Source organism: Candidatus Zixiibacteriota bacterium, assembly GCA_017999435.1.
Classification (GTDB): domain Bacteria; phylum Zixibacteria; class MSB-5A5; order GN15; family FEB-12; genus JAGNLV01.
In genome coordinates this window covers 613,094-635,727 of sequence record JAGNLV010000002.1, presented here as the reverse complement: position 1 = coordinate 635,727, position 22,634 = coordinate 613,094, and the positions used below count along the sequence as shown (strand labels likewise).

Here is a 22,634-nt window from a genome sequence, read left to right as displayed (position 1 = left end):
GTTCCCAAGTATGCGGCCTCCGGCCGCCGCCGTCTATTTCCCTCGGCGCGTCCTCCCCCGCCGCCCAGCCTTCACCGCCCCGGCCGCCGGTTTCCGGCCCGCCGGCTTACGGCCTGGCCTCTGACCCGCCTCGTGTTCGCACACCAGGTAGAGCTCGTGGCAGTCGTCGCATTCGGTGACCGCGTGGTCATGCGCGAACCGATCCCAGTGGCGCTGCTGCGATGCCGAAAGAATCCCCGTCCCCTGGCACAGCGGGCAGGTTGCCCGAAGCGCGGACAGTACCGCCGTACGGATAAAGGCTGATCGATTGGGGACTTTCCGGAGTTCCTCCAGCAGCGCCCCGTCGACCTTGAACGTCACGATTTCCGATTTCTTTCTCATCGCGCCGACCGGACCATCCCGGTCCGGCGAAATCCTCCTGCCGGTCGGAGCCCATGTTAATACAAAGTAATACCCCGCGTCAAGCGCTTTTCCGCCCCCGTCGGATCAACGGCCGGAGCCGATTCTTTTGGTTCCGGCGCCCGGCCTCGCCCTCGACCCGCCTGGGCCGGAGGCGCGCCTGGCGCGGCGGATCATCCCGGATACGAGACTTTTTCGGTCGTCTTAGGCTTGCCCTGCCTGTTCGCCGTCAAAAATGCGCCTCTCATGTCCACAAATAGCTTGCCTAACGGGGGGCGACAAGATATACTAGGGCAACCTATCCGGACAACCCACATCATAGTGAGACACCACCGGCGTTCGGCCGTTCTGTGCGCAGAACGTGAGCAGGGATAACTGTACATCTTTCCCAGGAGAAGGCGTCATGAAGAGACCACGGTTCGTGTCAAAAAGGGGGGTCGGCCGGCGCACGGTGCAGAGGGATCGTTTGGTTTTTCGGGCGATGATCGTCGCCGCGTCCTTGGTCGCGGTCTTGCTGGTGGCCGCCGACGGCTGGAGTGCGTGCACGCAGCCGCCGCCGAAAATGGGGCTGTGGTTGCCGTTTGACGAAGCCTCCGGGACCGCGGCGCACAATGTGCGCGGTCTCGACGGCGCCCTCGTCGGCGGCCCGTCCTGGATCACGGGCAAGGTCGACAACGCATTGTTCTTCGACGGCGGCAACCAGCACGTCGCCGTTCCCCATTACTGGACGAATCCGTTCAGCGCGGCCCGCGGCCGCGGCATCGACATCCGTGAGAATGACTTCTCGATCGACGCCTGGATTCAGCGCGAGGGGCTGGCCGGCATTCGCACCATCATCGACAAGCGCCAGGACATCGGCGGGTACCTCAGCGGGTACAGCTTCTTCCTGCTGGATGGTCGGCTCGCCCTCCAGCTCGCCTGCGGCGCCGCCGGCTACAACAACTGGGCTGTGCCGGCGGGGAACGCGATTCCCGTCTCCGGCACGTGGCACCATGTCGCCGTGACGGTCGACCGCGACAGCCCGACCGGGCTCGTGTTCTACCTTGATGGCGCGCCGGTCACGACCCTCAACCCCTCCGGCTACCAGGGCACGCTTCACAATACCTCGGAGCTCTGGGTCGGCGACCGGATTGTTTCGCCGCAGGGCGGCGCCTGCTTCGCGGGGGGTATCGATGAATTGGAGATCTTTCCGCGCGTTTTAAGTGCAGCGGAGATTCAGAAAATCTATGCGGCCGGGGCCGATGGGAAGTGCAAGGTGACCCTGGGCGCAGAAGTGTATGACGGCCCGTCGCCGACAGGATGGGCCAAATTAACCGGTCTGATTATCAATTCCGGCATCGAGCCGCTCACGGACGACTATTCATTCGCAGGAGTGCCGGACACATTTCCAATTGAGTTCACGCCGGCTTCGGGCAGCGTGACGGTGCCGGCTCGGGAAGTCACCATGATTGGATCTGAGGCCATAGTGGATACTCAGGACATTCAGCATTGCTGGCCGTACCAGATGTTCTTTAACGGCTTCGCCCCCGACGGCGACACCCTATGCATCGACTCCATGTGGTGCGCAGGATTCGAAAAGGGCTTCTTTGCCGCAGTGACCGATTGTGTCGATAATCTGGGTTCGCTGAAGATATTCAACGCCGGCTTTCCAGACACGTTCCCAATAGATTTTAGGATTGCAGCCGCAATCGATTACTCGTACCAAGGTGACACACTTATGATCGACAGCATGGGGTACGCCCCCTGCGTGAGTCTGAACGGGCTCAACCCCGGACAGCCTGTTTACGGCAACGCCAACGTCCTGCCCGGCGACAGCGTGACCATTACTCTGACCGCCAAGTTCGTCGACTACGCCTTGCTTGACCCGTACATGATTTTGCTCCAAGTCTACCGGAGCAGCCAGTGGCAGACGTTGGCGTCAATGTATTTCGTCAACGTGCTCACGCCCCCGAGCTGCTGCGTCGCGCGCGGCGATCTCACAGGGGACGGCAGCCTGAAGGTGTCCGACCTGACTTTCCTCGTGAACTTCCTCTTCCGGGGCGGTCCATCGCCCAACTGCCCGGATCATGGCGATGTCAACAATGACGGCGGCATAAAGGTCTCCGACCTGACCTATCTGGTGAACTTTTTGTTCCGCAGCGGACCCCCGCCGCCGCCGTGCGACTGACCGCGGCATGCCGTGGAGCAGAGCACGGGGGCAAGCGACAACCTCTGCGATTTTCATTCGCATCGTACGGCGGGAGCCCGCAGGCTCCCGCCGCCTCATGCAGCTCCAGTCCCCGTGAATCTTGAGCCCGCAAGGCGGCGCGCGACGAGGCCGTCCGACCACCGCTCACGTGACCCGTCCCCCAGTGGTTGGCCCTTCTCTAGGTCAGGATCCTTGTGGTCCTGACATTCTTACTATCGATGTGAGCGGTCCCGTCAGGACCATAAAGGTCCTGACCTACAAAACTACGCGCCGGCTCGGTGCCCGCCTGCGCAGACGGTCGCGCACAGTCTGTGGTTGACGCGGGGCGATCCCCGCCGTATCTTCGTCGATCAGATCTTCAACCGGATGCGCGAGAAATGATATCGGTCGAACACCTGCACAAGCGATTCGGAGACATCGCGGCCGTCAGCGACGTCTCATTCGACATCGCCGCCGGCGAGACCTTCGGCCTGCTCGGGCCGAACGGTGCCGGCAAGACCACCACGATCAGCATGATGGTCGGTGTGCTGGCGCCGGATTCCGGGCGGGTGCGTCTGGACGGGATCGATGATCCGACGCGGCCGGCGCTGCGCCGAAAGATCGGCAACGCCCCGCAGGCGCTCGCGCTCTACGGCGACCTCACCGCGGCCGAGAACCTGGCGTTTTTCGGCCGCCTCTACGGCCTCTCCCGGGCCCGGCTCGCCGCGCGGGTCGCGTGGGCGCTCGAGCTCGCCGGTTTGACGGACCGCCGCAGCCACCTGGTGAAGACGTTTTCCGGCGGCATGATGCGCCGCCTCAATCTCGCCTGCGCCGTCGTGCACGATCCGCCGCTCCTGCTTTTGGACGAGCCCACGGTCGGGGTCGACCCGCAATCGCGCAACCAGATCTTCGACACCATCGAGGCCCTCGGGCGCGAGGGACGCACCATCCTCTATACGACACACTACATGGAGGAGGCCCAGCGGCTGTGCGACCGCGTCGCCATACTCGATCACGGGCGTATTCTCGCGCTCGACACGGTCGACCGGCTGATCCACAAGCACGGCGGGAAGTCGGTCATCGAGGCCGAACTCGAACGCCCGCCGGATCCGGGGCAACCGCTGCCCGGCGACCTCACCGGCACCTCCCTGCGGCTGGAGACCGAGCGGCCGCTCGAAGAGATCGCGGCGCTGGCGGACGCGGGCGTGCGCTTTCTCCGCCTCGAGATTCACCGCGCCGACCTCGAAACGGTGTTCCTCAATCTCACGGGACGGAGGCTGCGCAACTGATGAAGACGCTTTTGACTCTGGCCCGCAAGGATCTCCGCCTGCTCTGGCGCGACCGCTTCGGCCTCTTCTGGGTGATCGTGTTTCCCCTGCTCATGGCGCTCTTTTTCGGTTCCATTTTCAGCACCGGCGGGGCGCGCGCGGGCAGCATGAAAATCGCCGCGGTCGACGAACTGCGGACCGAGCAGAGCCGGCAGATGATCGGCAAGCTCTCCGCCAAGCCCGTGCTCGCCGTCACCCCGCTGCCGCTCGATTCGGCGCGCCTGCTCGTGCAGAAGGGGAAGCTCACGGCGTACGTGCTCCTGAAGCGGGACTCGCTTGCGACCGGCGAGGGCAACCCCTTCGCCATGCCGCCGATCGAGATCGGTCTGGATCCGTCGCGCAAGGCCGAGGCCGGCTACCTGCAGGGGATGGTGACCGAGGCCTGGTTTTCGCTCATGCAGGACCGCCTGGCTGACCCGGCCGTCGCGAAAACCTGGGTCAACGAGGGCCTGGCGGGATTGCGCGCCGACACCGCCCTGCCCCCCGACCAGCGCGGCGTGCTGACCCGGCTGCTTGCGAGTTTCGACGACTATCTCACGACCTTCGATTCCGCCGAGGTGAGCCAATCCTCCCCGTTCGGGAAAACCGCCATCACGGTGGTGGAGGTGGCGGTGGAACGGGAGGGGCCGCGGTCACCGTTTGAGATCACGTTCCCCCAGGCGCTCACCTGGGCGCTGCTCGGGTGCGCGCTGACATTCGCGCAGTCCATCGTCAGCGAGCGGCAGCGCGGCACCTATCTGCGGTTGCGGCTCGCCCCGATCACGCGCGGACAAATTCTCGCGGGGAAAGGGCTGGCGTGTTTCGTCACCTCCGGCGCGGTCTCGGTGGCGCTGCTGGCGGTGGGAGTGCTCATCTTCGGCGTCCGCGTGGCGTTCCCGCTCGGCATGGCGATCGCCCTGGCGGCCGCGGGATGCTGCTTTGTCGGGCTCATGATGCTCATCTCCGTCCTCGGCCGCACGGAGCAGGCGGTCAGCGGGGCCGGCTGGGCGATCATGCTTGTTATGGCCATGGCGGGCGGCTCGATGGTCCCCCTCATGGTCATGCCGTCGTGGATGCTCACCGTGAGCAACTTCAGCGTCGTCAAATGGGCGATCTACGCGTACGAGGGAGCGATCTGGCGCGGGTTCACGCTCGGACAGATGCTCGTGCCGGCGGGCATTCTCACCGCGATCGGCGCGATCGCGTTCGCCCTCGGCGTCGCCATTCTGGCGCGCACTGACCGCTGATTCCGCCTAACCGCAAAAAAAGGACTCCTGCAGCAGGGCCGCAGGAGTCACAGCTTGTGCGCGGGTCGATCCGCTACTTGACGATCTTGAAGCAGTAGGGCCCGCCGAAGTCGGGCTCGTTCTCGACCTGATCCTCCAAAGACCAGAGCCAGTAGCCGCCGGGCGGGAAAAACGACTGGTCGAGGCAGACCGTCTTGCCGACCATCGACGCCGGAATGGGGCCGATCGTGATCGTCGCCGGCACGTCGCTCCAGCCGTCCGGCAAGCCGTCTTTCAGAATCCGGAAGCCGCCGAAACCGACGGTGTCGGCGCCCGAACCGCTGATGCCGAAAGTTGTGATGAACATGCCGCCGTCCATCAACCCCTTGGGCATCAGTCCGGTCGTGTCGGCCACGGTCGTCCCCCACGTCGCCCCGTCGGGCGAGTAGACGCGGAAACCGTTGGCGAATCCGGCGACCGGCAGGCCGGTCTTGTTCGTGAAGCGCAGGTGGAAAGTGATCTTCTTGCCTGCCTGGATCTGCCCATCCGCAACCAAGCCGTCGATCTTGTCGATGCTGATGCTGCCGCCGCCCACGGCGCGGTGGTCGAACGGGTTCTTCGACACCTTGCCGGCGGCCGTCTTTTCGGCCATGAGGGCGGGCGGTGCGAGGAGCATGCCGCAGAGGGTCAGAACAACGGTGAGTTTTCTGTGCATGTAAACTCTCTCACTTGATGAGTAACGTTCGCACGTATCGTGCTGCCATGATCCTTAACTTACAACGCCGGCGGCCCGATGTCAATGGCCCGGCCGTTTCCTTATACAGGCCAGGGACCGCGAATCGCCGGAAACTTTTTGCGGCGGCTCTCCGGCTGCATGCCGTGTCGGCAGCGGCCCGCCCCGGCGGCCGGCGGCGCCGCGGGCCCCTGCAAAGTCCCCATTGTGGCTCAGGTCGATCCGATCTTCGTCATCTTAATCGTCCCATATGCTGTCGGCATTGTCCCGGTTGGACTGCACCCGTCGCGCCGCCGCAAATCGCCGACCGGCGATTTCGCCCCGGCCAACCGGGACCGGGGGCCGCCGACGTCGGCTCCTGCCCTCGCCTCGCCGGCAGCGCGGATTGCAGGCCTGCCGGCGGCTTCGGGAAAGAAAGCCTGTTCCGACCCGGCGCGTGCGCCGCGGCCGTCCGCCGCCGAACAAAACGATGCGCGGCGGGCAGACCGCCCGCCGCGCGCGAATCTCTTCACCGGCGCCGCCGCAGGCTCACGGCGACGAGAGGATGAGGGCGACGTTTTCGGCCGTGCCGATATCGATCTCTCCCACCGTCACAAACCGGCCGGCGCCCCAGGCCACACCGTGCAATTCACCGGCGAAACCTGCGGCCCCCACACTCCAGGTCACGGCATCGGCGGAGTAGAGCGTCACGATGACATCCTCGGCGGCCGCTCCGGCATTGCGCGAGCCCGCGGCGACCCAGCGCGCGCCGCTGAAGGCGAGGTTGTTGATCGCGTACACGGCCGTGTCCCCCGGCCGCGCCTCGAATACGTTCCACGCCGACCCGGTCGTCGAGGTCAGGATGCGGCCGTTGCTGCTGGCCGCGACAAACTGGCCGTTGCCGAAGGCGACGGCGGTCAGGTTGAGCGGCGTGGCGGCGTCGACCGTATCGGCCGTCCACACGTTGCCGTCCGTCGAAGTCAGCACGACCGACGCCGTGCCGACCGCCACAAACAGGCCGTTCGCCCAGGTAACGCCGTGGAGCGGGTTCGTCACCGGGACATCGGCGGCGACCTGCCAAAGGGCCGCAGGATCCTCCGACCAGATTATCCGCCCCTGGTCGCCCACGGCCACGAACCGGCTGCCCGAAGCCGCCACCGAGTTGAGCTGCAGCTGCTCGCCGGCCGGCGGAACCGGCCGCTCCCAGTGCACGCCGTCCGTGGTGACCGCAATCACGCCGGCCGCCCCCACCGCGACAAACGTCGTACTGTCAGTCGCCACCGCGCCCAAGGGCTCGGTGGTCCCGGAAGGCCACAGCGTCCAGCGCGCAGCATCCCGGCTGACCAGCGCCGCCCCTCCGGCGCCGACCGCCACGTAGAGAGACTCGTTGGCCGCCACCGCAGAGAGGATCGCGTTCGGGCCGGAGGGCACAGCAGTCCACTCATGTCCGTCCACGGAACGGAGAATCGTTCCGGCGACCCCGACAGCCAGCGTCTGCGCGCCGTCCCAGTACAACCCGCGGATGTCATCATCCAGCGTCGCGATCAGTTCCCATCGGGCGGCATCGGCCGAAGTCAGAATTATCCCGTTTTCGCCGGCGGCGACGAACCGGTCGCCCACCCACTCAATGGCATACAAGTAAGCATTCAGTCCCGACACGCGGACCGCCCAGGTGGTGTCGTTGACAGCTTTGAGAATAGTGCCGTACTGGCCGACCGCCAGCATCCCCGAATCGCTGACCGCCGCGTCGTACAGGACGTACGGCGGCCGGGCGAGAACGTCGGCCGCGGTGAGCGAGTCCAGTCCGTCCAGCTCCGGCGGATCGAGCCGCAGGATGATTTTCTCCCCCACGGCGAGGAAGCGCGAACCCATCCACCGCACGCCGAGGAGGGTGTTGGCGACCGCGCTCGAATAGATCTCCCAGGTGAGGCCGTCGGCCGAGGCCGCCACCAGCCCCCCCTGCCCCACGGCCACGAACGCCTCGCCGGACCAGGCAACATCGAAGAAGAACCTGGCGGTGAACGTCGACTCGGCCGTTGTCCATGTGAGACCGTCGGTCGAGGTGACGATCCGTCCCTGGCCGCCGACCGCCACGAAGCGCTGCCCGTTGGAGGCGATACCGTACAGGTCTATGGTCAGGTCGGTCGGCTGCGTCGTCCACAACTGGCCGTCGGTCGAGGTCAACACAGTCCCGGCGCCGCCGACCGCCACCCACAGCGTGTCCCCTTTGGCCATGTCGAAGAGGGGCCGTTCGGTGCCGGTGGATCGAATTGTCCAATGCACACCGGGCGCCACGAACCCCGAGTTGGTCGACCCGTCATCGTCACCGCACGATGCCATGGTGAGAGTAATGAGGAGAGCCGCCGCCAGGCAGACGGCGCATCGCGGTATGGGCATCAAATCCTCCTTGTCCTGTGCCTTATACGGCAGGCCGGCCAGCGCGCGCCGCCGGCCGATCGCCGGCGACAATATAGACCTTTCCGCAAAGGGGGACAAACAAAATCGCGGCGTCGGAACCGTCCCGCTCGGCGCCCTGCGACCGCCGCCGGACTCCCCCCACCGCCCAAATGCCCTTGGCCCTGCCGGCCGAAATTCCGGCGCGGCAGGGAATCGCCTAGTCGGAGCGCAACGCCTCGAGAGCGTCGGCCCGGCTGTCGAAATGCTCGAACACGGTCGCCAGCCGCGACACCGCCAGAAGCGACCGGACGCGCTCGATATTGGTGAGCGCCAGTCGCCCGCCCGAGCCCTGGACCAGCCGCAACGCGGCGATCAACATCCCAAGGCCGCGGCTGTTGGTCCATTCCACCCCCGCCATGTCGATGAGAATCCGGTTGCGGTTGATGTTCACGTACTCGTTCACCCGTCCCTGGAAAAGCGTGGAATCGCGGCCGCCCATGATTTTCCCCGACAACTCGAAGACGGCGATCCGGCCGTCCAAATGGTCTCTAAATCTCATCGTAAACTCTCCTGAGTGCAGCCTCTCGTTCCGGGCGCCGCGGCCAATGTGGGGCGGCGCCGGTCTCCGCCCGAGGTGATCTTTCGCAGATGTACCATTCATACGGGAGTTTCCGGAGCAGGTTGCGCGGGGACCGACAAAAAGAATCGCGGACGCCGTGCGGGCATGACCGGCCGGCAAAAAAAAACGGCGGGGGTTCGGCCCCGCCGTCGCTTGCCGCCGGTTTGCCGGCCGGCTCATTTCACTCTCGTGTACTTGGCCTGGCCGCTGGCGTACCAGCTCTTGCCGCCGTCCAGCGAAGTCTCCATCAGCCAGTCGAAACCGGTCGGAGTCTCGTCGGACGCGGTGATCCGGGAGAGCATCTTCATCCCGTTCCACAAATCCTCGCCGGTCATCACCGTCTGCCCCTCCGTTCTCGGTCCCGTGTAGATCGTGGTGCGGCAGGTCATGTTGTCGGTCCAGGTCATCTGCCACTGGTTGGTCTCGCGATCCCACGTCTGGAGCCCCATCCCCCGGAACAGCATCGGCATCTCCGCCGACGGCGGAATCTCAAAGGTCATGAGCAGGGCCCCGCCGTCGAGCACCGTCTCGTAGTGGGCCGACCCTCTCGTTGCCACCCAGGGCGAGTCGGCCGCCATCCGCATCTTCATGTCCGCGGTCCAGTCGCCGACCAGCCAGGCGCACTCTTTCATCTCCTCGGGCGGCCCCATCGGGGGCATCCCTTGTTCCGACTGCGACGGAGCGTCCGACTGGGCCAGGACGAGCCCGGGGAGAACGGCCGCCGCGACGAGGCCGAGCACGAGCGTGCGTACGCGCATAAACTCCTCCGTGTGGTGTGGGTGCCATGTTTCGGGGCATTTTCTGAAATCCCGAACATGGAGAATATTCCTCCACAAGGATACATCAGGGGGAAGGACCGCGCAATCACATTTTTCGCCGCGGCGCCGCACGTAAGCACGTCCCCGCGACACCGCGATGGAACCGTCGCCAAAGACCATGCCGCCGATTGCTTTCCCCGGCGAGCGTGGGCAGACGGCGGCCGGCAGAAGGCGGGATGGAGCGGCAACTGCGGAGACTCTCGGCGGGCGGCGGCCCTACGTCCCCATGTCCCAGCTGGCCAGGTACTTGCGCTGTTCGGGGGTAAGCCGGTCGAGCGCGATGCCCATCGATTTCAGCTTCAGGGCCGCAATCTGCCGGTCGATCGCCTCGGGCACAGTGTAGACGCACCGGTCGAGCAGGGCGTGATTGTGTACCACATACTCGGCGGCCAGGGCCTGGTTGGCAAACGACATGTCCATCACCATCGCGGGGTGCCCCTCGGCCGCCGCCAGGTTGATCAGCCGCCCCTCGCCGAGCACATAAATGCGCCGCCGGTCGAGCACGTACTCGTCGACATTCGGCCGCACCCGGCGTTTCCTCCTGGCCGCCTTCGCGAGCGCCGCCAGGTCGAGCTCGACATTGAAGTGCCCCGAGTTGCACACGATCGCGCCGTCCTTCATCCGGCGAAAGTGCTCGAGCCGGATCACGTGCAGGTCGCCGGTCACGGTGATAAAGAGGTCCCCCTTGGGCGCCGCCTGCGCCATCGGCAGCACCGTGTAGCCGTCCATGGTCGCCTCGAGCGCCTTGAGCGCGTCGACCTCGGTCACAATCACCTGCGCGCCCATCCCCTTCGCCCGCATCGCCAGCCCCCGGCCGCACCAGCCGTAGCCGGCGATGACCACGGTGGACCCGGCGATGAGCATGTTGGTGGCGCGCAGGACGCCGTCGATCGTCGACTGGCCCGTACCGTAGCGGTTGTCGAAGAAGTGTTTGGTCCGGGAATCGTTGACCGCGATCACCGGGAACAGGAGCCGCTTCTCCTGGGCCATCGCCCGCAGCCGGATGACGCCGGTCGTGGTCTCCTCGGTCCCGGCGAGGATGTTGCCGATGAGTTCCTGGCGCTCGCTGTGAAGCGTCGACACCAGGTCCGCCCCGTCGTCCATCGTGATGTGCGGCCGGCCGTCGAGCGCCTGGTGAATGTGCCGGTAGTAGGTCTTGGTGTCCTCGCCGTGGATGGCGTAGACGGCGATGCCGAAATCTTTCACGAGCGAGGCCGCCGTGTCATCCTGGGTCGAAAGGGGGTTCGAGGCGCACAGGGCGACCGTCGCGCCGCCCGCCTGAAGCGTGCGCACGAGGTTCGCCGTCTCGGTCGTCACGTGCAGGCAGCAGGCCAGGCGGAGACCCTTCAGCGGCTGCTCCTTGCGGAACCGTTCCCGGATCAGCCGGAGCACCGGCATGCGCTGCTCGGCCCACTCGATGCGGTCGCGCCCCGGGCCGGCCAGCCTGGGATTATGAATGTCCGTCCGCTTGCCCATCGCTCACGCATCCTTCGCCAGGGCGGCCGCCATGTCCGTCCGCTCCCACGTGAACTCGCTCTCCTCGCGGCCGAAATGCCCGTAGGCCGCGGTGGCCGAATAGATCGGACGCAGCAGATTGAGCTTCTCGATGATTCCCCGGGGGGTGAGGTCGAAGTGCTTGCGGATCAGTTCGGCGATGCGCCGTTCCGGAATCTTCGCCGTCCCGTCGGCGAACACTGTCAGCGACACCGGCTCGGCGACGCCGATGGCGTAGGCCACCTGCAGCGTGCACTTCTCGGCGATCCCGGAGGCCACCACGTTCTTGGCGATGTAGCGGGCCATGTAGCTGGCCGAGCGGTCAACCTTCGTCGGATCCTTGCCCGAGAACGCTCCGCCGCCGTGCGCCGCCATGCCGCCGTAGGTGTCGACGATGATTTTCCGCCCGGTCATCCCCGTGTCGGAGCGCGGCCCGCCGATCACGAATCTGCCGGTCGGATTGACGTAGAACTTCGTCCGCGCGTCGATCATGTCGGCGGGAATGACGGGCGCGACGACGTTCTGGATTATTTCCGCGCGCGCCTGCTCGGTGATCTTCTTCCCCGTCGCGTCGAGAATCGACTCCCGGTGCTGGGTGGAGACGACGATCGCCTCGCACCGCCGGGGCCGGCCCTCTTCGTACTCGATCGTCACCTGGGCCTTGCCGTCGGGGCCGAGGTAGGGGAGGATCGCTTTTTTGCGCACCTCGGCGAGGCGGCGGCACAGCTTGTGCGCGAACTGGATTGGCATCGGCATGAGCTCCGCCGTCTCGCGGCTGGCGTAGCCGCACATGAGGCCCTGGTCGCCCGCCCCGCCCGTGTCGACGCCCTGCTTGATGTCCGGCGACTGCTGGCCGATGGCGTTGAGGATGGCGCAGGAATCATACGAGAACCCCAGCGTCGGATCGACATAGCCGATCCGTTTGACCACCCCGCGGACGAGTCTCTCGATGTCCACCCAGGCGTCGGTGGTGATCTCACCGCCGACAATCACCAGACCGACCGTCACGAACGTCTCGCAGGCGACCCGCCCGTGCGGGTCGCGGCGGAGCACCTCGTCGAGCACGCCGTCCGAAATCTGGTCGCACATTTTGTCGGGGTGGCCCTCGGTCACCGATTCCGATGTAAAGAGAAAATTGCCTCCGGGCATTCGTCAGTCTCCTTCACCTCAAGCCGGCTGTGCCTGCGCCGCCGCTGCGCTCACACGTCGCCGACCTGCGACTTGTCGCCGACATTCATGCGGCGCGGCGTTCCCTCGAGGAACACGTCGCGGCCGATCAGCGTGTGGTCGAGCACGGCATTCACTATCTGTGATCGTTCGCCGATAATGGCGTTGCTGACAACGGAACGTTCGATCCGCGCGGCCTCGCCGATCGATACGTTCGGACCGATAATGCTGTTGATGATGGTCGCGGTGGGAGCCGCGTAAACCGGCGGCACGAACACCGACCCGGCCGGCGCCGCGGGAGTCGCACGCTGCTTGAGGATCTCGCGGTTCGAAGAAATGAGCGTCTCCATCTTCCCGCAGTCGTACCAGCGCGCCACCTCGTAGGGCGCGAACCGCACGCCGGCCGCAATCATGGCGTGGAGGGCGTCGGTCAACTGAATCTCCCCGCCCGTCGTCTTACCCGTGCGCACCAGGTACTCCAGCTCCTTCCGCAGCTGTGCCGTATCGGAGAAGTAGTACAGCCCGATCAGCGCGAGGTTCGACCGGGGATCGGCCGGTTTCTCCTCGAGCCCGACAATCCGGCCGCCGTCAACCTCCGCGACGCCGAAGCGGTGCGGGTTGTCCACCGACCGCAGGCCCAAGACGTACTCGCCGGCCCCCAGGAACGCCCCGTAGTCGCACTCGACCACCGTGTCGCCGAGAATCACCAGCGTCGGACCGTCCGCCATCTCCCGCAGCGCGAGGTGCAGGGCATAGCCGAGGCCGAGCAGCTTCTCCTGGGCCGCGAAACGCGCCTTGATCCGGTAGTTCTCCCGGACGTAGTCGATGATCTGATCGCCGAGATGGCCGATGACAAACACCACTTCCTCGGGCTCCAGAGGCACCAGCGGCTCCAACACGTGCGCGAGCGCCGGCTTCCCGCCCACCGGGAGGAGGGCTTTGGGAAGGGTAAGGGTGTGCGGCTGCAGCCGGGTGCCGGCCCCGGCGACCGGAACTATGACGCGTATCCTCTTGCTCATGACAAACCTGCCCTATGGTAGATGCCGGCCAATCCTTCCGCAAGCACAATCTTGGAACCCCGGGGCGCTCCTCACAACGGCGGGTCCGGAGTCCCGCCCGACGCCCCCACCGGGACGCGGCAGAGCGTCGATCTGTCGCCGAGCGGAAGCGCCACCGTCCGCCCCTCGCGCATCTCGTGCAGACCGATCAGCACCGCCGAAACCGGATGGGGGAAGGTCCCCCGGTAGAGACCGACCGCGATGCGGCCGGGCGCCCACATCGAACTCGGCCGCACCGGCCGGAAATCGTACGGGAACCGCGGCTGCTGCTCCGCGCTCAGCACCGGATCGGGCGTCTCCAGCCGACAGGTGATATCCAGATCCGCCGATACCTTCGCGCGCGGGAGGAAGTACGCTTCCAGACAAAAGCTGTCCGCCGCCGCAGGGGTGAGGCGGACGGCGATGAGGTCGACGGCGGGTTGCCGGAAACTCGCCAGCGGCGGGTCGGCGGGACTCGGCCCCGCGCCGAGCGCGGCGCGCAGGGCGCGCTCGGCCGCCGTCGGCCCCGCCGCTTCCGCACGCCTCAGGCTGTCGAGCGTCGCCCGGTCAAACAGCGCGGCGGCGAGATACTGCTCCGCAAACCGGAATTGCCGGGCGCCGGCCAGCGCGAAACCGGTCAGAGCCTCGAGCTTCTCGGCCGCCCCGCCCCGACCCGGGGCCGCGAGACAAACCGGGTCCACCGCCCCGCGGCCGACCGCCTCCTGCCACGCGGCGAACAGCTCGGCGCGCTCGGACAGCAGGCTGTCTTTCGGCCGCGTCTGCGCGGCCAGCCGGTACAGGTCGGCCGCCGCGGCGTACTGGAGGAGCCCCTCCCGCACCAGTTGGTCCCCCCGCCAGGTCAGCCGGAGACCGAGCCGGTCAATCACCCCGGACCAGCCCGGGTCGCCCAAGAGCGCCGGGTGGGCCGTGTAGAGATCGGCGAACCGCTCTGTGGTCTCGTCGTAGCCGCGCAGCCGCCCCGCCTCGAGGTCGTCCAGGAGCGCCGTCGCCGGCGGCGGGAATTGGCCGGGATTGCGCGCCGTGTCGTACGCCGGTTTTGCGCCGTCGTACTCCCCGCTGCAGGCGAGGAAAATCACCGCCGCCGCGAGCACACCCGCGCCCGCCCGCGAAAACAAAGATTCTCTCGGTCTTGATCGCATAACCCGTGATATCAGAAGAGTGAAGTCAGCGTCCCGATCCAGTCCTCGAGGAGGAACTGGACCCGCCCGATCAGCAGCGACACGCGCCCCATGACGGTATAGCCGAAGTGCGCGCCGAAGCCGATCATGATAAACCAGATGCCGATCCGGGCCGCCACCCCGAGCGCGCCCGTGTGCTCCTTGGAAAAGTAGAAATAGATCAGCGTCGTGATCACACCCAGCAGCACGAGCAGGGTGAGCATGACCTCGTGGTCGACGCGGTACGCCTGAAATGAGATGTCGTAGGGGCCGGGGGCCCGGGTGGAGTCCGGACGGTAGACATAGCTGGCCGTGTACACGCCCCCGCCGCCCGCGGCGATCGTCACCCCCGGCGTCCGCGTGGTCGCGTTCACCACCAGCGCCTTCTGCGTCTTGTCGTCCGGGAGCCGCAGCTTCAGGGTGAACGCCACCCGCTCGACCGGCGGCTGCGCCGGGTCGCGAAACGTGGCGCTGATCACCACGCTGTCGGTCCCGGTCCGTGCGACCTCCGGCTTGCTCACCGTCACGCTGCCGGCCGTCGCCGGCGCTCCGGGCGCGGCGAGGCTGTCGGTGATCACGAGCCGGTCCGCCTGCTCCTCGTAGGCCGTCGAATCAACCAGAACCGCCTCGGTCTTGGGCAGCATGGTGTCCTGCACCTGCGGCAGCACGAGGCCGTGCAGTTGCGAGATCAGGAAAATCCCGGCCGTAACCGCCATCACAAACGCCAGCGGCGTCCGCGATATCCACGCCTTCTTGGACGAAAACCGGGCGAACATCAGCGCCCCGAGCAGACCCGGGATCACCAGCAGCCAGCGGCCGCCCAAAATCGGGTTCCACAACTGCTGGAGAATAACGGTGTGCCAGATCAGCCCCACGTAGTAGCCGGCCGACAGCCCGGCAAAAATGTGCTCGGCGAACCGGTAGATCGGGTTGTCCTTGTAGAGGAAGGAGAACAGCGCCAGCGTGAAGAAGGCGATGATCCAGATTTCGAAAACGTGCATCCCGCTCATCGCGCGCCCCTCCGGCGGCTCGCCCGGCCGGCGAAGAAGCCGACGTTGCCGACCACTACCAGCCCGATGATGACCAGGTGCACCAGCGACTGCGCGTCCATGCCGCGGTACGCCATGCCGGGGTGGCCCACGAGCATCTCGTACTCGGCCGCCCCCTTCATCCCGCCGAGCAACCCGACAAACTGCCCGGACGAGACGAAGGCGTAGTAGCGCGGGGCGCTCACCGCCGTCGTGCCGCACCCCATCGGCACCCCGAACTGAGCGTTGACGATCGAGGCCCAGTAGTCCGCGGTGGCGTTGTCCGCCACCTCAAAAATGAACGCCACGTCCCGGTAATTCTTCACCTTCCGCATGAGCGGCAGCGAATCGAGCGGCGTCCCGCTGTTGTCGGCGGGGAATATCCCCTTGATCGACTGGCCCATGCCGCGCAGAACGGCGACGTAGTCGGCCTTGTAGCCCAGGTTGACGAAATCGACGCCGTACACTTTCCCGTACAGCCGGGCCATCTCCCGCGTCACCGACTCCGCCATGGTCGGCCCGCCCAGTGGGATGTTGCTCAGGGTGACCACCTTGCAGTCCTTGCGGAACAGATGGTGCAGAGCCGTCCGCGTCATCGGCTCGCACTCCGCAATGGTCGAGGGGTAGTAGTCGAACACCAGCATCACTACGCTGCCGTTGGGCAGCTCCTCGACATAATTGTACAGCTGCTTGGCCTCGGGCGTGATGCTCACCGGGAACTTGGCCGGAAGGATGAACGGGATGATGACGGCGATGGCCACCAGGAGGTAGGTCCAGCGGCGGTCCAGTTTGTCGATTGCCTGCCACCACGCCATCGGCTCAGCCCTTCCCCATGTAGGTGCGTTCGATGCCGAGGATGATGCGCAGCGACATGGAGGCCGCCCCGAGCGCCGCGCCGATGAGAATGCCGCGCTGGACGGCCACGTTCACCCCGCGCATGACGTACGTGTTGAGCCATCCGGGGATGTCGCCGGGCAGCAGATTCAAAAACGCCTCCCCCATCGGCACCCGCCAGAGCATCACCACCACCGCCGTCAGCAGAAGGATCGTGGCCTCGATGTTGCGGGCGCGAAACGCCCGGTAGGCGGCCGAGGCGATGTAGAAGGCCAGCATTGCGAACATCGTCGCCATCATCGGCGAGTCGATATAGAGAAACAGCCAGTCGTAGACCGAGCCCTCGGCCCGCCCGAACAGCGGCGACCAGGAGGCCGGCAAGAGCGCCGGCAAAGCCATGACAAACACCGACACCAGCGTGCACAGACGATAGATCCACCCCGGGCGCCGGCGGGCCACCGCCGTCCAGTTCACCCGCACGATCGACACCACCCCCAGCAGCAGCGTGAATCCGCCGATGATCGACACCCACACGAGGAGCGTCTCCGACACCCGCCCGATCGGCGATGACTCGGCGAAGAAGAACGACACGACATAGAGCAGGCCGACCGCGAATGCCACGAAGATGGGGAAAGTCGTTCTCATAGGTGACCGCGGCGCCGAGGCCTACACGGAATCGAACCACCCGACAAATGTGTCGCCGAATCCGAGCGCGATCAGCACCGCGCCGACGACGATCACGATGATGATGATCAGCTTCACAAAATCCTGCCCCTTCAGGCCGCCGAGCATGACCGGCTCGTGCGACAGGTACGCCGAGGCCGCGTAGAGCTCCTCCCCCATCAGCGTGTAGTCGCACGCGGCCACGAAGAAAGGCAGCTGCGAGGCCTCCGCCGTGCCCGCAATCTGGATCGACCCGGCCGCGTTGCCGGTCTCCGCGAGGATGAGCGATTCGGCGAAAAACCCCCCCATGTAGATGTTGGTCGCCGGGTGCTCCCGGACCATGTACCCGTTCACGTTGGCGGTGAAGGCGAACTGCTCGCCCGCCACGTACCGCACCATGTCCCGGTCGTAGGCGTCGGGACGCCCCGCTTCCCGGTACGCCTGCTCCACCACCTCCTGCCCGGCCGCCAGCACCAGCGGGTAGCGAACGGGCACGTAGAGCGGCGTTTCGTACTGCGCCGTGATCTTGGCCACCCGGCCGAGGATAGAGATGCTCGCGATCGTCTGGATGTCGTCAAGCTCAAGGATCCCCGGGATGAACAGTACCGGCTTGCCCATCTCGGTCGCCCGGCCGACCGCCTCCTCCAGCGCGTCGAGACCGGCGATCTTCCGAAGAAACAGCGGTTTTCCCTGCCGCGCCCAGCGTGTGTAGAGGAGGATGGCGGTGGAGAAAAGTACGACGAAGATCAGCGCGTTGATCCGGTCGGCGCGAAACACGGAGGTGGAGGCGGCGCTCTCCTGGGCCGCCGCCGGCAGCCAATCGGCAAGAACGGCCGCGCCGATCAGCGCCGCCCCGCGCAGGGGAACCTGTAACCGCATTCGCCTCACGCCGGAATATACCGGTTCACCGGGGTTTGTCAACGAGAACGCTTCGGACCGGGACCGGGGAAGGCCCTGGAAACAAAAGCTGCGCTTGGCCCGGGACCGCGCCCCCCGCGCCCGGCGCCGCCGCCCCGACATCCCGCGTGACAACCCCCGAACCATTTCGTACATTGGGCGGCGAAACCGGGCCCCCAGCGGACGGATAACATGGAACCACAACGATGACTGTCCACGACAGTGCGCTCGAGGCGGTCTATGCCGCTCTCGACGACCTCGACCGCCGGCGTTCGGCCGACCAGCGCCTTCCCCGGCGGGCCGACGCCGCGCAAGGCGCCGGACGATGCGGACTATATCGATGGCTGTGAGAATCGAACCATACACCGACCGGCACACCTTTGAGGTGACGCAGTTCAACCGGCGCCTTCGCCACGGAGGCGTGCGCTCCCAATTCCCCGAAAATCCGGTCCCGGCCTGGCTACCCCCGCGCGCCGGTTCCGACCTCCGCCAGGAATGCTACGTTGCCGTTGACGACGGCGGCGCAGTCCGCGGCGGGTATATCCTCAAACACCAGCCGTTCCGGGCCGGCGGCGAGGTCGTGGCGGTCGGCAATTACCAGTTGCCGCTCTCGGAGGGGATGATCGACCGCACCTACGCAGCGGTGGGCCCGCAGCTGCTGGCGGATGCCCTCCGGCGCCGGCCGGTGCTCTACGCGCTCGGCCTGGGCGGGTTCGACCGCCCGCTGCCGCAGATGCTCGCCGCGACCGGCTGGCAGCTCAAAGCGGTGCCGTTCCATTTCCGCGTCTGCCACCCTCAGTCGTTCCTGCGGAACCTGAGCCTCCTGCGCGAGCGCCCCGCCTGGCGTATCCTGAGCGATGTGGCGGCGGCCACCGGCGTCGGCTCGATCGGGATCCTCTCGCTGCAGGCCTCGCGGAGGAAGAAGCGTGCGCGCCTCGGCCGGACCGCCGCGGAGATTGTCCCCGCGTTCGATCACTGGACCAACGGGCTGTGGGAGAGCGGCGCGGGCCACTACTCCTTCGCCGCCGTCCGCCGCGCTCCGGAACTGAACCTGCTGTATCCGGCCGAAGACCGGCGCATCCACCGCCTGCAGGTCGCTCTCGACGGTGCTCCGGTCGGCTGGGCGGTCGTGCTCCACACCCTTATGAAAAACCACAACTACTTCGGCAACATGCACGTCGGCACGATCGCCGACTGCTTCGCCGCGCCCGAGCAGGCCGACGCCGTGATCGCCGCCGCCACCGACTACCTCGAGGAGCGCGATGTCGACCTGATCGTCTCCAACCAGATGCACCCGTGGTGGTGCTCGGCCCTCGCCAACGGCGGCTTCCTCTCCGGGCCGTCGAATTTCATCCTCGCCACCGCGCCGGCCCTCACCCGGCGCCTCGCCGCGGCCGATCCCGCATGGGAACGACTCCATATCAATCGGGGCGACGGCGACGGACCGATCGACCTGTAGCAGGGGACAGCGAAGGACCGCGAGTGGAGTGCTCGATTAATAGCCGAAGGGGTCAGGTGACCACTCTCCTGACCCCTTCACAGCCTGACTCTTAGCGGTACGGGGATTCGAACCCCGGTTTCATGGCTGAGAACCACACGTCCTAACCCCTAGACGATACCGCCAAAACTCAACGCGCAATGCTAAAAAAGCAACGGCTCAGAATATAGAAAATCTAAAACCCCTGTCAAGTGAAGTGACTCCATTGCCGGACAACGAATTACAAGAATCATCTCGTGTAATACCAAGGGGCCGAACTAATTAGTCAGCGGCGAAATTTGACAAGTTTTTTTGCCTATTTTCCACCCGCCACCGCATCACACACCAATCACACACTCGCTCAAATGGCAGCACCATGTGTCATTGTGGCAGACAACTATGAGCCAACTACAGGAATTCTCCACAGCAATGACCGGTCGCACAACTCAAGTCGTTAGATCATAACCGGATATTTGTCTCCCCATGACCGTTCATCCAACCGCGCGGGCACATCGTACTATGTGACTGGACCAGCGACGTCGCATTTGAGGTTGTTTCAACACCCCTCAATTCTATATTGAGGTAGTAAACTCTCATACCCGTGGAGGATTTGGATCATGCCGCCGAAGACCAAGCGGACCCGCAAACACACCGAACTGACCGCCCGGCAACTCGATTACTCCGTCAACTTCCGGCCCCAGGGAGTGAAGTCGTCCGATGATGTGAAGCCCGCGGTCGGCGTGATCGGGCAGGATCGTGCGATTGAAGCGATCCGCACCGGCCTGAACATGACCTCGCCGGGTTACAACATCTTCGTCACCGGCAGCGTCGGCACCGGCCGCACCGATGCGACTCTCCACCTCCTCGAGCAGTTCACGCGCGCGAAGGAGCCCAAGCTGCCCGATATCTGCTACGTCAACAACTTCAAGAATGAAGACTGTCCCCGGGTGCTCACTTTCCGCGCCGGGCAGGGCAGCCGGTTCCGCAAGGACATGAGCTACCTGATCCAGTCGCTGCGCAAGGTCGTCCCCAAGGTATTCATGTCCGAGGACTACAAGGACCGCCAGAGCCGCATCATCCGGGAGTACGAGAACCGCCAGAAGGAACTGATCCACGCGTTTGAGGAGCGCCTCAGCAACGTCGGCTTCGTCATGGTTCAGATCCAGTCGGGGCTGGGGACGCGCAACGAGATCCAGCCGCTGATCGAGGACAACCCGGTCTCGCTGGAGCAGCTCGAGCGCCAGGCGCGGGACGGGAAGTTCCCGCTGTCGCGGCTCGACCAGCTCCGCCGGACCTGGGACAGCCTCCGCCGCGAGTTCGACACGATCACGATCGAGGCCAAGAAACTGACCGGCAAGATGGAGGACGCGCTTGAGAAGCTCAACCACTCGATGGTCGCGCCGCTGATCGCCGACAAAGTGAGCCTGCTGAAGCGCCGCTACCCCGGGGCCAAGGTCGTGGAGTACCTCGACGAGGTGGCGGAGGCGCTCCAGTCGGACCTGGAGCGGTTCCGCGAGTCGCAGGCGCGGCGGGGCGAGGACGAGGCGCCCCCCTACCGCAAGCGAGAGCCGTTTGAGGAATTCTCCGTCAACCTCATCCTCGACAACGCCGGGGCCCGGCGGGTGCCGGTGGTCTTCGAAAAGTCCCCCTCCTACAAGAACCTCTTCGGCTCCCTCGAGCGCGTCGTCGACCGGTTCGGCTACTGGCGCACCGACTTCACCCGGATTTTCGGCGGCTCGCTCCTGCGCGCCGCCGGCGGCTACCTGGTGCTCGACGCCCTCGACGCCCTCGTCGAACCGGGCGTGTGGACCCACCTCAAGCGCTCCCTCCGCAACGGCGAGATCGAGATCGCCGCCTACGATCCGTTCTACATGATGGCCGGCTCGGGGATCAAGCCCGAGCCCATCCCGATCGACGTCAAAGTCGTCCTCATCGGCGAGCCCCGCGTCCACCAGCTCCTCTGGCATCTCGACGAGGATTTCAAGAAGATTTTCAAGATCAAGGCCGAGTTCGACACCGAGGTGACCGCCGACCGCAGCAATTTCAAACGGTATTTCGAGTTCCTGCGCAAGGTGGTCGACGAGGAGTCGCTCCCCCCCTTCGACCTCTCGGGCATGCAGGCCGTGGTGGAGTACGGCATGCGCCTCTCCGGACGGCGCGACAAGCTCTCGTCGCGCTTCTCCGCCATCTCCGACATTATCCGCGAGGCCGCCTACTGCGCCCGCCAGCGCGGGGCCGCCGCCGCCAACCGCGACGACGTCCACTGCGCGATCACGCTCAAACGCCGGCGGGTCAACCTGACCGAAGAGAAGATCCAGGAGATGTTCGACCAGAATGTGCTCATGGTGGACACCACCGGCGCCGCGGTCGGGCGGATCAACGGTCTGTCGGTCTACCACATCGGCGACTACTCGTTCGGCCGGCCCAGCCGCATCACCGCCAGCACCTCGCTCGGCCGCTCCGGCATCATCAACATCGAACGCGAGGCCGACCTCTCCGGGCCGATCCACAACAAGGGCGTGCTCGTCATGTCGGGCTACCTCCGCCAGCTCTTCGCACAGGACAAACCGCTCGCCGTCTCGGCCTCCATCACGTTCGAGCAGGCCTACAGCGGCGTGGACGGCGACAGCGCCTCCTCGGCCGAGGTGTACGCCATCCTCTCCTCGCTCGGCGGTTTGCCTATCCGCCAGGGGATCGCCGTCACCGGTTCCGTCAACCAGCAGGGGGAGATCCAGCCGATCGGCGGCGTGAATCAGAAAGTGGAAGGCTGGTTCGACGTGTGCGCCGCCCGCGGCCTCACCGGCGACCAGGGCGTCATCATCCCCCACCAGAATGTCAACGATCTTCTCATCCGGCCCGACGTGATCGCGGCGGTGAAAGCTCGGCGCTTCCACATCTGGCCGATCAGGACGATCGCCGAGGCGATCGAGATTCTCACCGGTCTCCCCGCCGGCAAGCGCGGGGCGAACGGCCGGTTCCCGAAAGGGACCGTGTTCGGCATCGTCGACGAGAAGTTGATGGAGATGGCGCTTACGCTCCAGAATTTCGGCCGCGACGACGAGTCCTCCAACCGTACCGACAGCGCCGGCAAGAAGAGGGCCGGCGGCGCGAAGGAGTCGCCGCGGAAGCGCGGGCGGCGCAGAGCGGCTCATCCCCGGCGGCGGACGTAGCGCGGGGGATCCGGCGGCGCCGCGCGCGCGGCGCCGCACCCGCA

19 protein-coding genes and 1 tRNA gene are annotated in these 22,634 nt (G+C 65.9%); 6 read left to right on the top strand and 14 right to left on the bottom strand.

Features of this window, described 5'->3' with window-relative positions; all coding sequences use genetic code 11:
- Positions 1–33: 33 nt before the first annotated feature.
- Entirely contained in the window at positions 34–381 is a 348-nt protein-coding gene (locus KA261_08045) for a CopG family transcriptional regulator (GenBank protein ID MBP7697748.1), read from the bottom strand.
- A 421-nt stretch (positions 382–802) separates the two neighbouring features.
- On the opposite strand from KA261_08045, the gene KA261_08040 reads away from it, so the two are divergent.
- From KA261_08040 to KA261_08030, 3 genes are all read left to right on the top strand, one after another.
- The gene (locus KA261_08040; GenBank protein ID MBP7697747.1) at positions 803–2,566 is read left to right on the top strand and encodes a hypothetical protein; all 1,764 of its coding nucleotides are present in this window, start codon (positions 803–805) and stop codon (positions 2,564–2,566) included.
- A gap of 398 nt (positions 2,567–2,964) precedes the next feature.
- Positions 2,965–3,855, top strand: a complete 891-nt coding sequence (locus tag KA261_08035; GenBank protein ID MBP7697746.1) for an ABC transporter ATP-binding protein — start codon at positions 2,965–2,967, stop codon at positions 3,853–3,855.
- Positions 3,855–5,120: an ABC transporter permease gene (locus tag KA261_08030; GenBank protein MBP7697745.1), complete on the top strand. Its 1,266-nt coding sequence runs from the start codon at positions 3,855–3,857 to the stop codon at positions 5,118–5,120. The genes KA261_08035 and KA261_08030 overlap by 1 nt, the downstream gene beginning before the upstream one ends.
- 73 nt (positions 5,121–5,193) lie before the next feature.
- Here KA261_08030 and KA261_08025 read toward each other — a convergent pair whose 3' ends face one another.
- The 12 genes from KA261_08025 to KA261_07970 all read right to left on the bottom strand — a co-directional run bounded on the left by KA261_08025 (position 5,194) and on the right by KA261_07970 (position 17,925).
- Complete coding sequence (locus KA261_08025; GenBank protein MBP7697744.1) at positions 5,194–5,814, bottom strand: hypothetical protein; 621 nt, start codon at positions 5,812–5,814, stop codon at positions 5,194–5,196.
- A 546-nt stretch (positions 5,815–6,360) separates the two neighbouring features.
- The gene (locus tag KA261_08020) at positions 6,361–8,208 is read right to left on the bottom strand and encodes a hypothetical protein (GenBank protein ID MBP7697743.1); all 1,848 of its coding nucleotides are present in this window, start codon (positions 8,206–8,208) and stop codon (positions 6,361–6,363) included.
- A 217-nt stretch (positions 8,209–8,425) separates the two neighbouring features.
- Positions 8,426–8,767 (bottom strand): STAS domain-containing protein, encoded by a 342-nt coding sequence (locus KA261_08015; protein ID MBP7697742.1) that lies wholly within the window; start codon positions 8,765–8,767, stop codon positions 8,426–8,428.
- A gap of 236 nt (positions 8,768–9,003) precedes the next feature.
- Positions 9,004–9,585 (bottom strand): DUF1579 family protein, encoded by a 582-nt coding sequence (locus KA261_08010; protein ID MBP7697741.1) that lies wholly within the window; start codon positions 9,583–9,585, stop codon positions 9,004–9,006.
- 276 nt (positions 9,586–9,861) lie between these two features.
- Positions 9,862–11,121 (bottom strand): adenosylhomocysteinase, encoded by a 1,260-nt coding sequence (locus tag KA261_08005; protein ID MBP7697740.1) that lies wholly within the window; start codon positions 11,119–11,121, stop codon positions 9,862–9,864.
- Positions 11,122–11,124: 3 nt separating this feature from the next.
- On the bottom strand, positions 11,125–12,288 hold the full coding sequence (metK, locus tag KA261_08000) for a methionine adenosyltransferase (GenBank protein ID MBP7697739.1): 1,164 nt from the start codon (positions 12,286–12,288) through the stop codon (positions 11,125–11,127).
- A gap of 50 nt (positions 12,289–12,338) precedes the next feature.
- Entirely contained in the window at positions 12,339–13,325 is a 987-nt protein-coding gene (locus KA261_07995) for an NTP transferase domain-containing protein (protein ID MBP7697738.1), read from the bottom strand.
- Between the two features lie 71 nt (positions 13,326–13,396).
- Positions 13,397–14,479, bottom strand: coding sequence for a hypothetical protein (locus tag KA261_07990; GenBank protein ID MBP7697737.1), 1,083 nt, complete (start codon positions 14,477–14,479; stop codon positions 13,397–13,399).
- Positions 14,480–14,514: 35 nt separating this feature from the next.
- The gene (locus tag KA261_07985; protein MBP7697736.1) at positions 14,515–15,531 is read right to left on the bottom strand and encodes a hypothetical protein; all 1,017 of its coding nucleotides are present in this window, start codon (positions 15,529–15,531) and stop codon (positions 14,515–14,517) included.
- Positions 15,528–16,364, bottom strand: a complete 837-nt coding sequence (locus KA261_07980) for a hypothetical protein (protein MBP7697735.1) — start codon at positions 16,362–16,364, stop codon at positions 15,528–15,530. The genes KA261_07985 and KA261_07980 overlap by 4 nt, the downstream gene beginning before the upstream one ends.
- A 4-nt stretch (positions 16,365–16,368) precedes the next feature.
- Positions 16,369–17,028 carry a hypothetical protein gene (locus KA261_07975; protein MBP7697734.1) on the bottom strand — a complete coding sequence of 220 codons (660 nt, stop codon included), beginning with the start codon at positions 17,026–17,028 and terminating at the stop codon, positions 16,369–16,371.
- Positions 17,029–17,049: 21 nt separating this feature from the next.
- Complete coding sequence (locus tag KA261_07970) at positions 17,050–17,925, bottom strand: hypothetical protein (protein ID MBP7697733.1); 876 nt, start codon at positions 17,923–17,925, stop codon at positions 17,050–17,052.
- A 224-nt stretch (positions 17,926–18,149) separates the two neighbouring features.
- On the opposite strand from KA261_07970, the gene KA261_07965 reads away from it, so the two are divergent.
- Both KA261_07965 and KA261_07960 read left to right on the top strand, forming a co-directional pair.
- Positions 18,150–18,293, top strand: coding sequence for a hypothetical protein (locus KA261_07965; GenBank protein MBP7697732.1), 144 nt, complete (start codon positions 18,150–18,152; stop codon positions 18,291–18,293).
- Positions 18,284–19,402, top strand: a complete 1,119-nt coding sequence (locus tag KA261_07960) for a hypothetical protein (GenBank protein ID MBP7697731.1) — start codon at positions 18,284–18,286, stop codon at positions 19,400–19,402. Before KA261_07965 ends, KA261_07960 begins: the two co-directional genes overlap by 10 nt.
- A gap of 92 nt (positions 19,403–19,494) precedes the next feature.
- On the opposite strand, the gene KA261_07955 is transcribed toward KA261_07960, so the two are convergent.
- Positions 19,495–19,566 (bottom strand) — tRNA-Glu (locus KA261_07955).
- Positions 19,567–20,037: 471 nt separating this feature from the next.
- Between KA261_07955 and KA261_07950 the strand changes: the two genes are divergently transcribed.
- Positions 20,038–22,590, top strand: coding sequence for an AAA family ATPase (locus tag KA261_07950; protein ID MBP7697730.1), 2,553 nt, complete (start codon positions 20,038–20,040; stop codon positions 22,588–22,590).
- Positions 22,591–22,634: the final 44 nt, after the last annotated feature.

Bases quoted from the DNA above. Each gene is read 5' to 3' on its own strand.
- KA261_08040 (MBP7697747.1), top strand. From the start codon at position 803: ATGAAGAGACCACGGTTCGTGTCAAAAAGGGGGGTCGGCCGGCGCACG.
- KA261_08025 (MBP7697744.1), bottom strand. From the start codon at position 5,814: ATGCACAGAAAACTCACCGTTGTTCTGACCCTCTGCGGCATGCTCCTC.
- KA261_07965 (MBP7697732.1), top strand. From the start codon at position 18,150: ATGACTGTCCACGACAGTGCGCTCGAGGCGGTCTATGCCGCTCTCGAC.
- KA261_07970 (MBP7697733.1), bottom strand. From the start codon at position 17,925: ATGCGGTTACAGGTTCCCCTGCGCGGGGCGGCGCTGATCGGCGCGGCC.
- KA261_08020 (MBP7697743.1), bottom strand. From the start codon at position 8,208: ATGCCCATACCGCGATGCGCCGTCTGCCTGGCGGCGGCTCTCCTCATT.
- KA261_07985 (MBP7697736.1), bottom strand. From the start codon at position 15,531: ATGAGCGGGATGCACGTTTTCGAAATCTGGATCATCGCCTTCTTCACG.
- KA261_08005 (MBP7697740.1), bottom strand. From the start codon at position 11,121: ATGGGCAAGCGGACGGACATTCATAATCCCAGGCTGGCCGGCCCGGGG.
- KA261_08045 (MBP7697748.1), bottom strand. From the start codon at position 381: ATGAGAAAGAAATCGGAAATCGTGACGTTCAAGGTCGACGGGGCGCTG.
- KA261_08030 (MBP7697745.1), top strand. From the start codon at position 3,855: ATGAAGACGCTTTTGACTCTGGCCCGCAAGGATCTCCGCCTGCTCTGG.
- KA261_07950 (MBP7697730.1), top strand. From the start codon at position 20,038: ATGCCGCCGAAGACCAAGCGGACCCGCAAACACACCGAACTGACCGCC.
- KA261_08035 (MBP7697746.1), top strand. From the start codon at position 2,965: ATGATATCGGTCGAACACCTGCACAAGCGATTCGGAGACATCGCGGCC.
- KA261_07960 (MBP7697731.1), top strand. From the start codon at position 18,284: ATGGCTGTGAGAATCGAACCATACACCGACCGGCACACCTTTGAGGTG.
- KA261_08010 (MBP7697741.1), bottom strand. From the start codon at position 9,585: ATGCGCGTACGCACGCTCGTGCTCGGCCTCGTCGCGGCGGCCGTTCTC.
- KA261_07975 (MBP7697734.1), bottom strand. From the start codon at position 17,028: ATGAGAACGACTTTCCCCATCTTCGTGGCATTCGCGGTCGGCCTGCTC.
- metK (MBP7697739.1), bottom strand. From the start codon at position 12,288: ATGCCCGGAGGCAATTTTCTCTTTACATCGGAATCGGTGACCGAGGGC.
- KA261_08015 (MBP7697742.1), bottom strand. From the start codon at position 8,767: ATGAGATTTAGAGACCATTTGGACGGCCGGATCGCCGTCTTCGAGTTG.
- KA261_07980 (MBP7697735.1), bottom strand. From the start codon at position 16,364: ATGGCGTGGTGGCAGGCAATCGACAAACTGGACCGCCGCTGGACCTAC.
- KA261_07995 (MBP7697738.1), bottom strand. From the start codon at position 13,325: ATGAGCAAGAGGATACGCGTCATAGTTCCGGTCGCCGGGGCCGGCACC.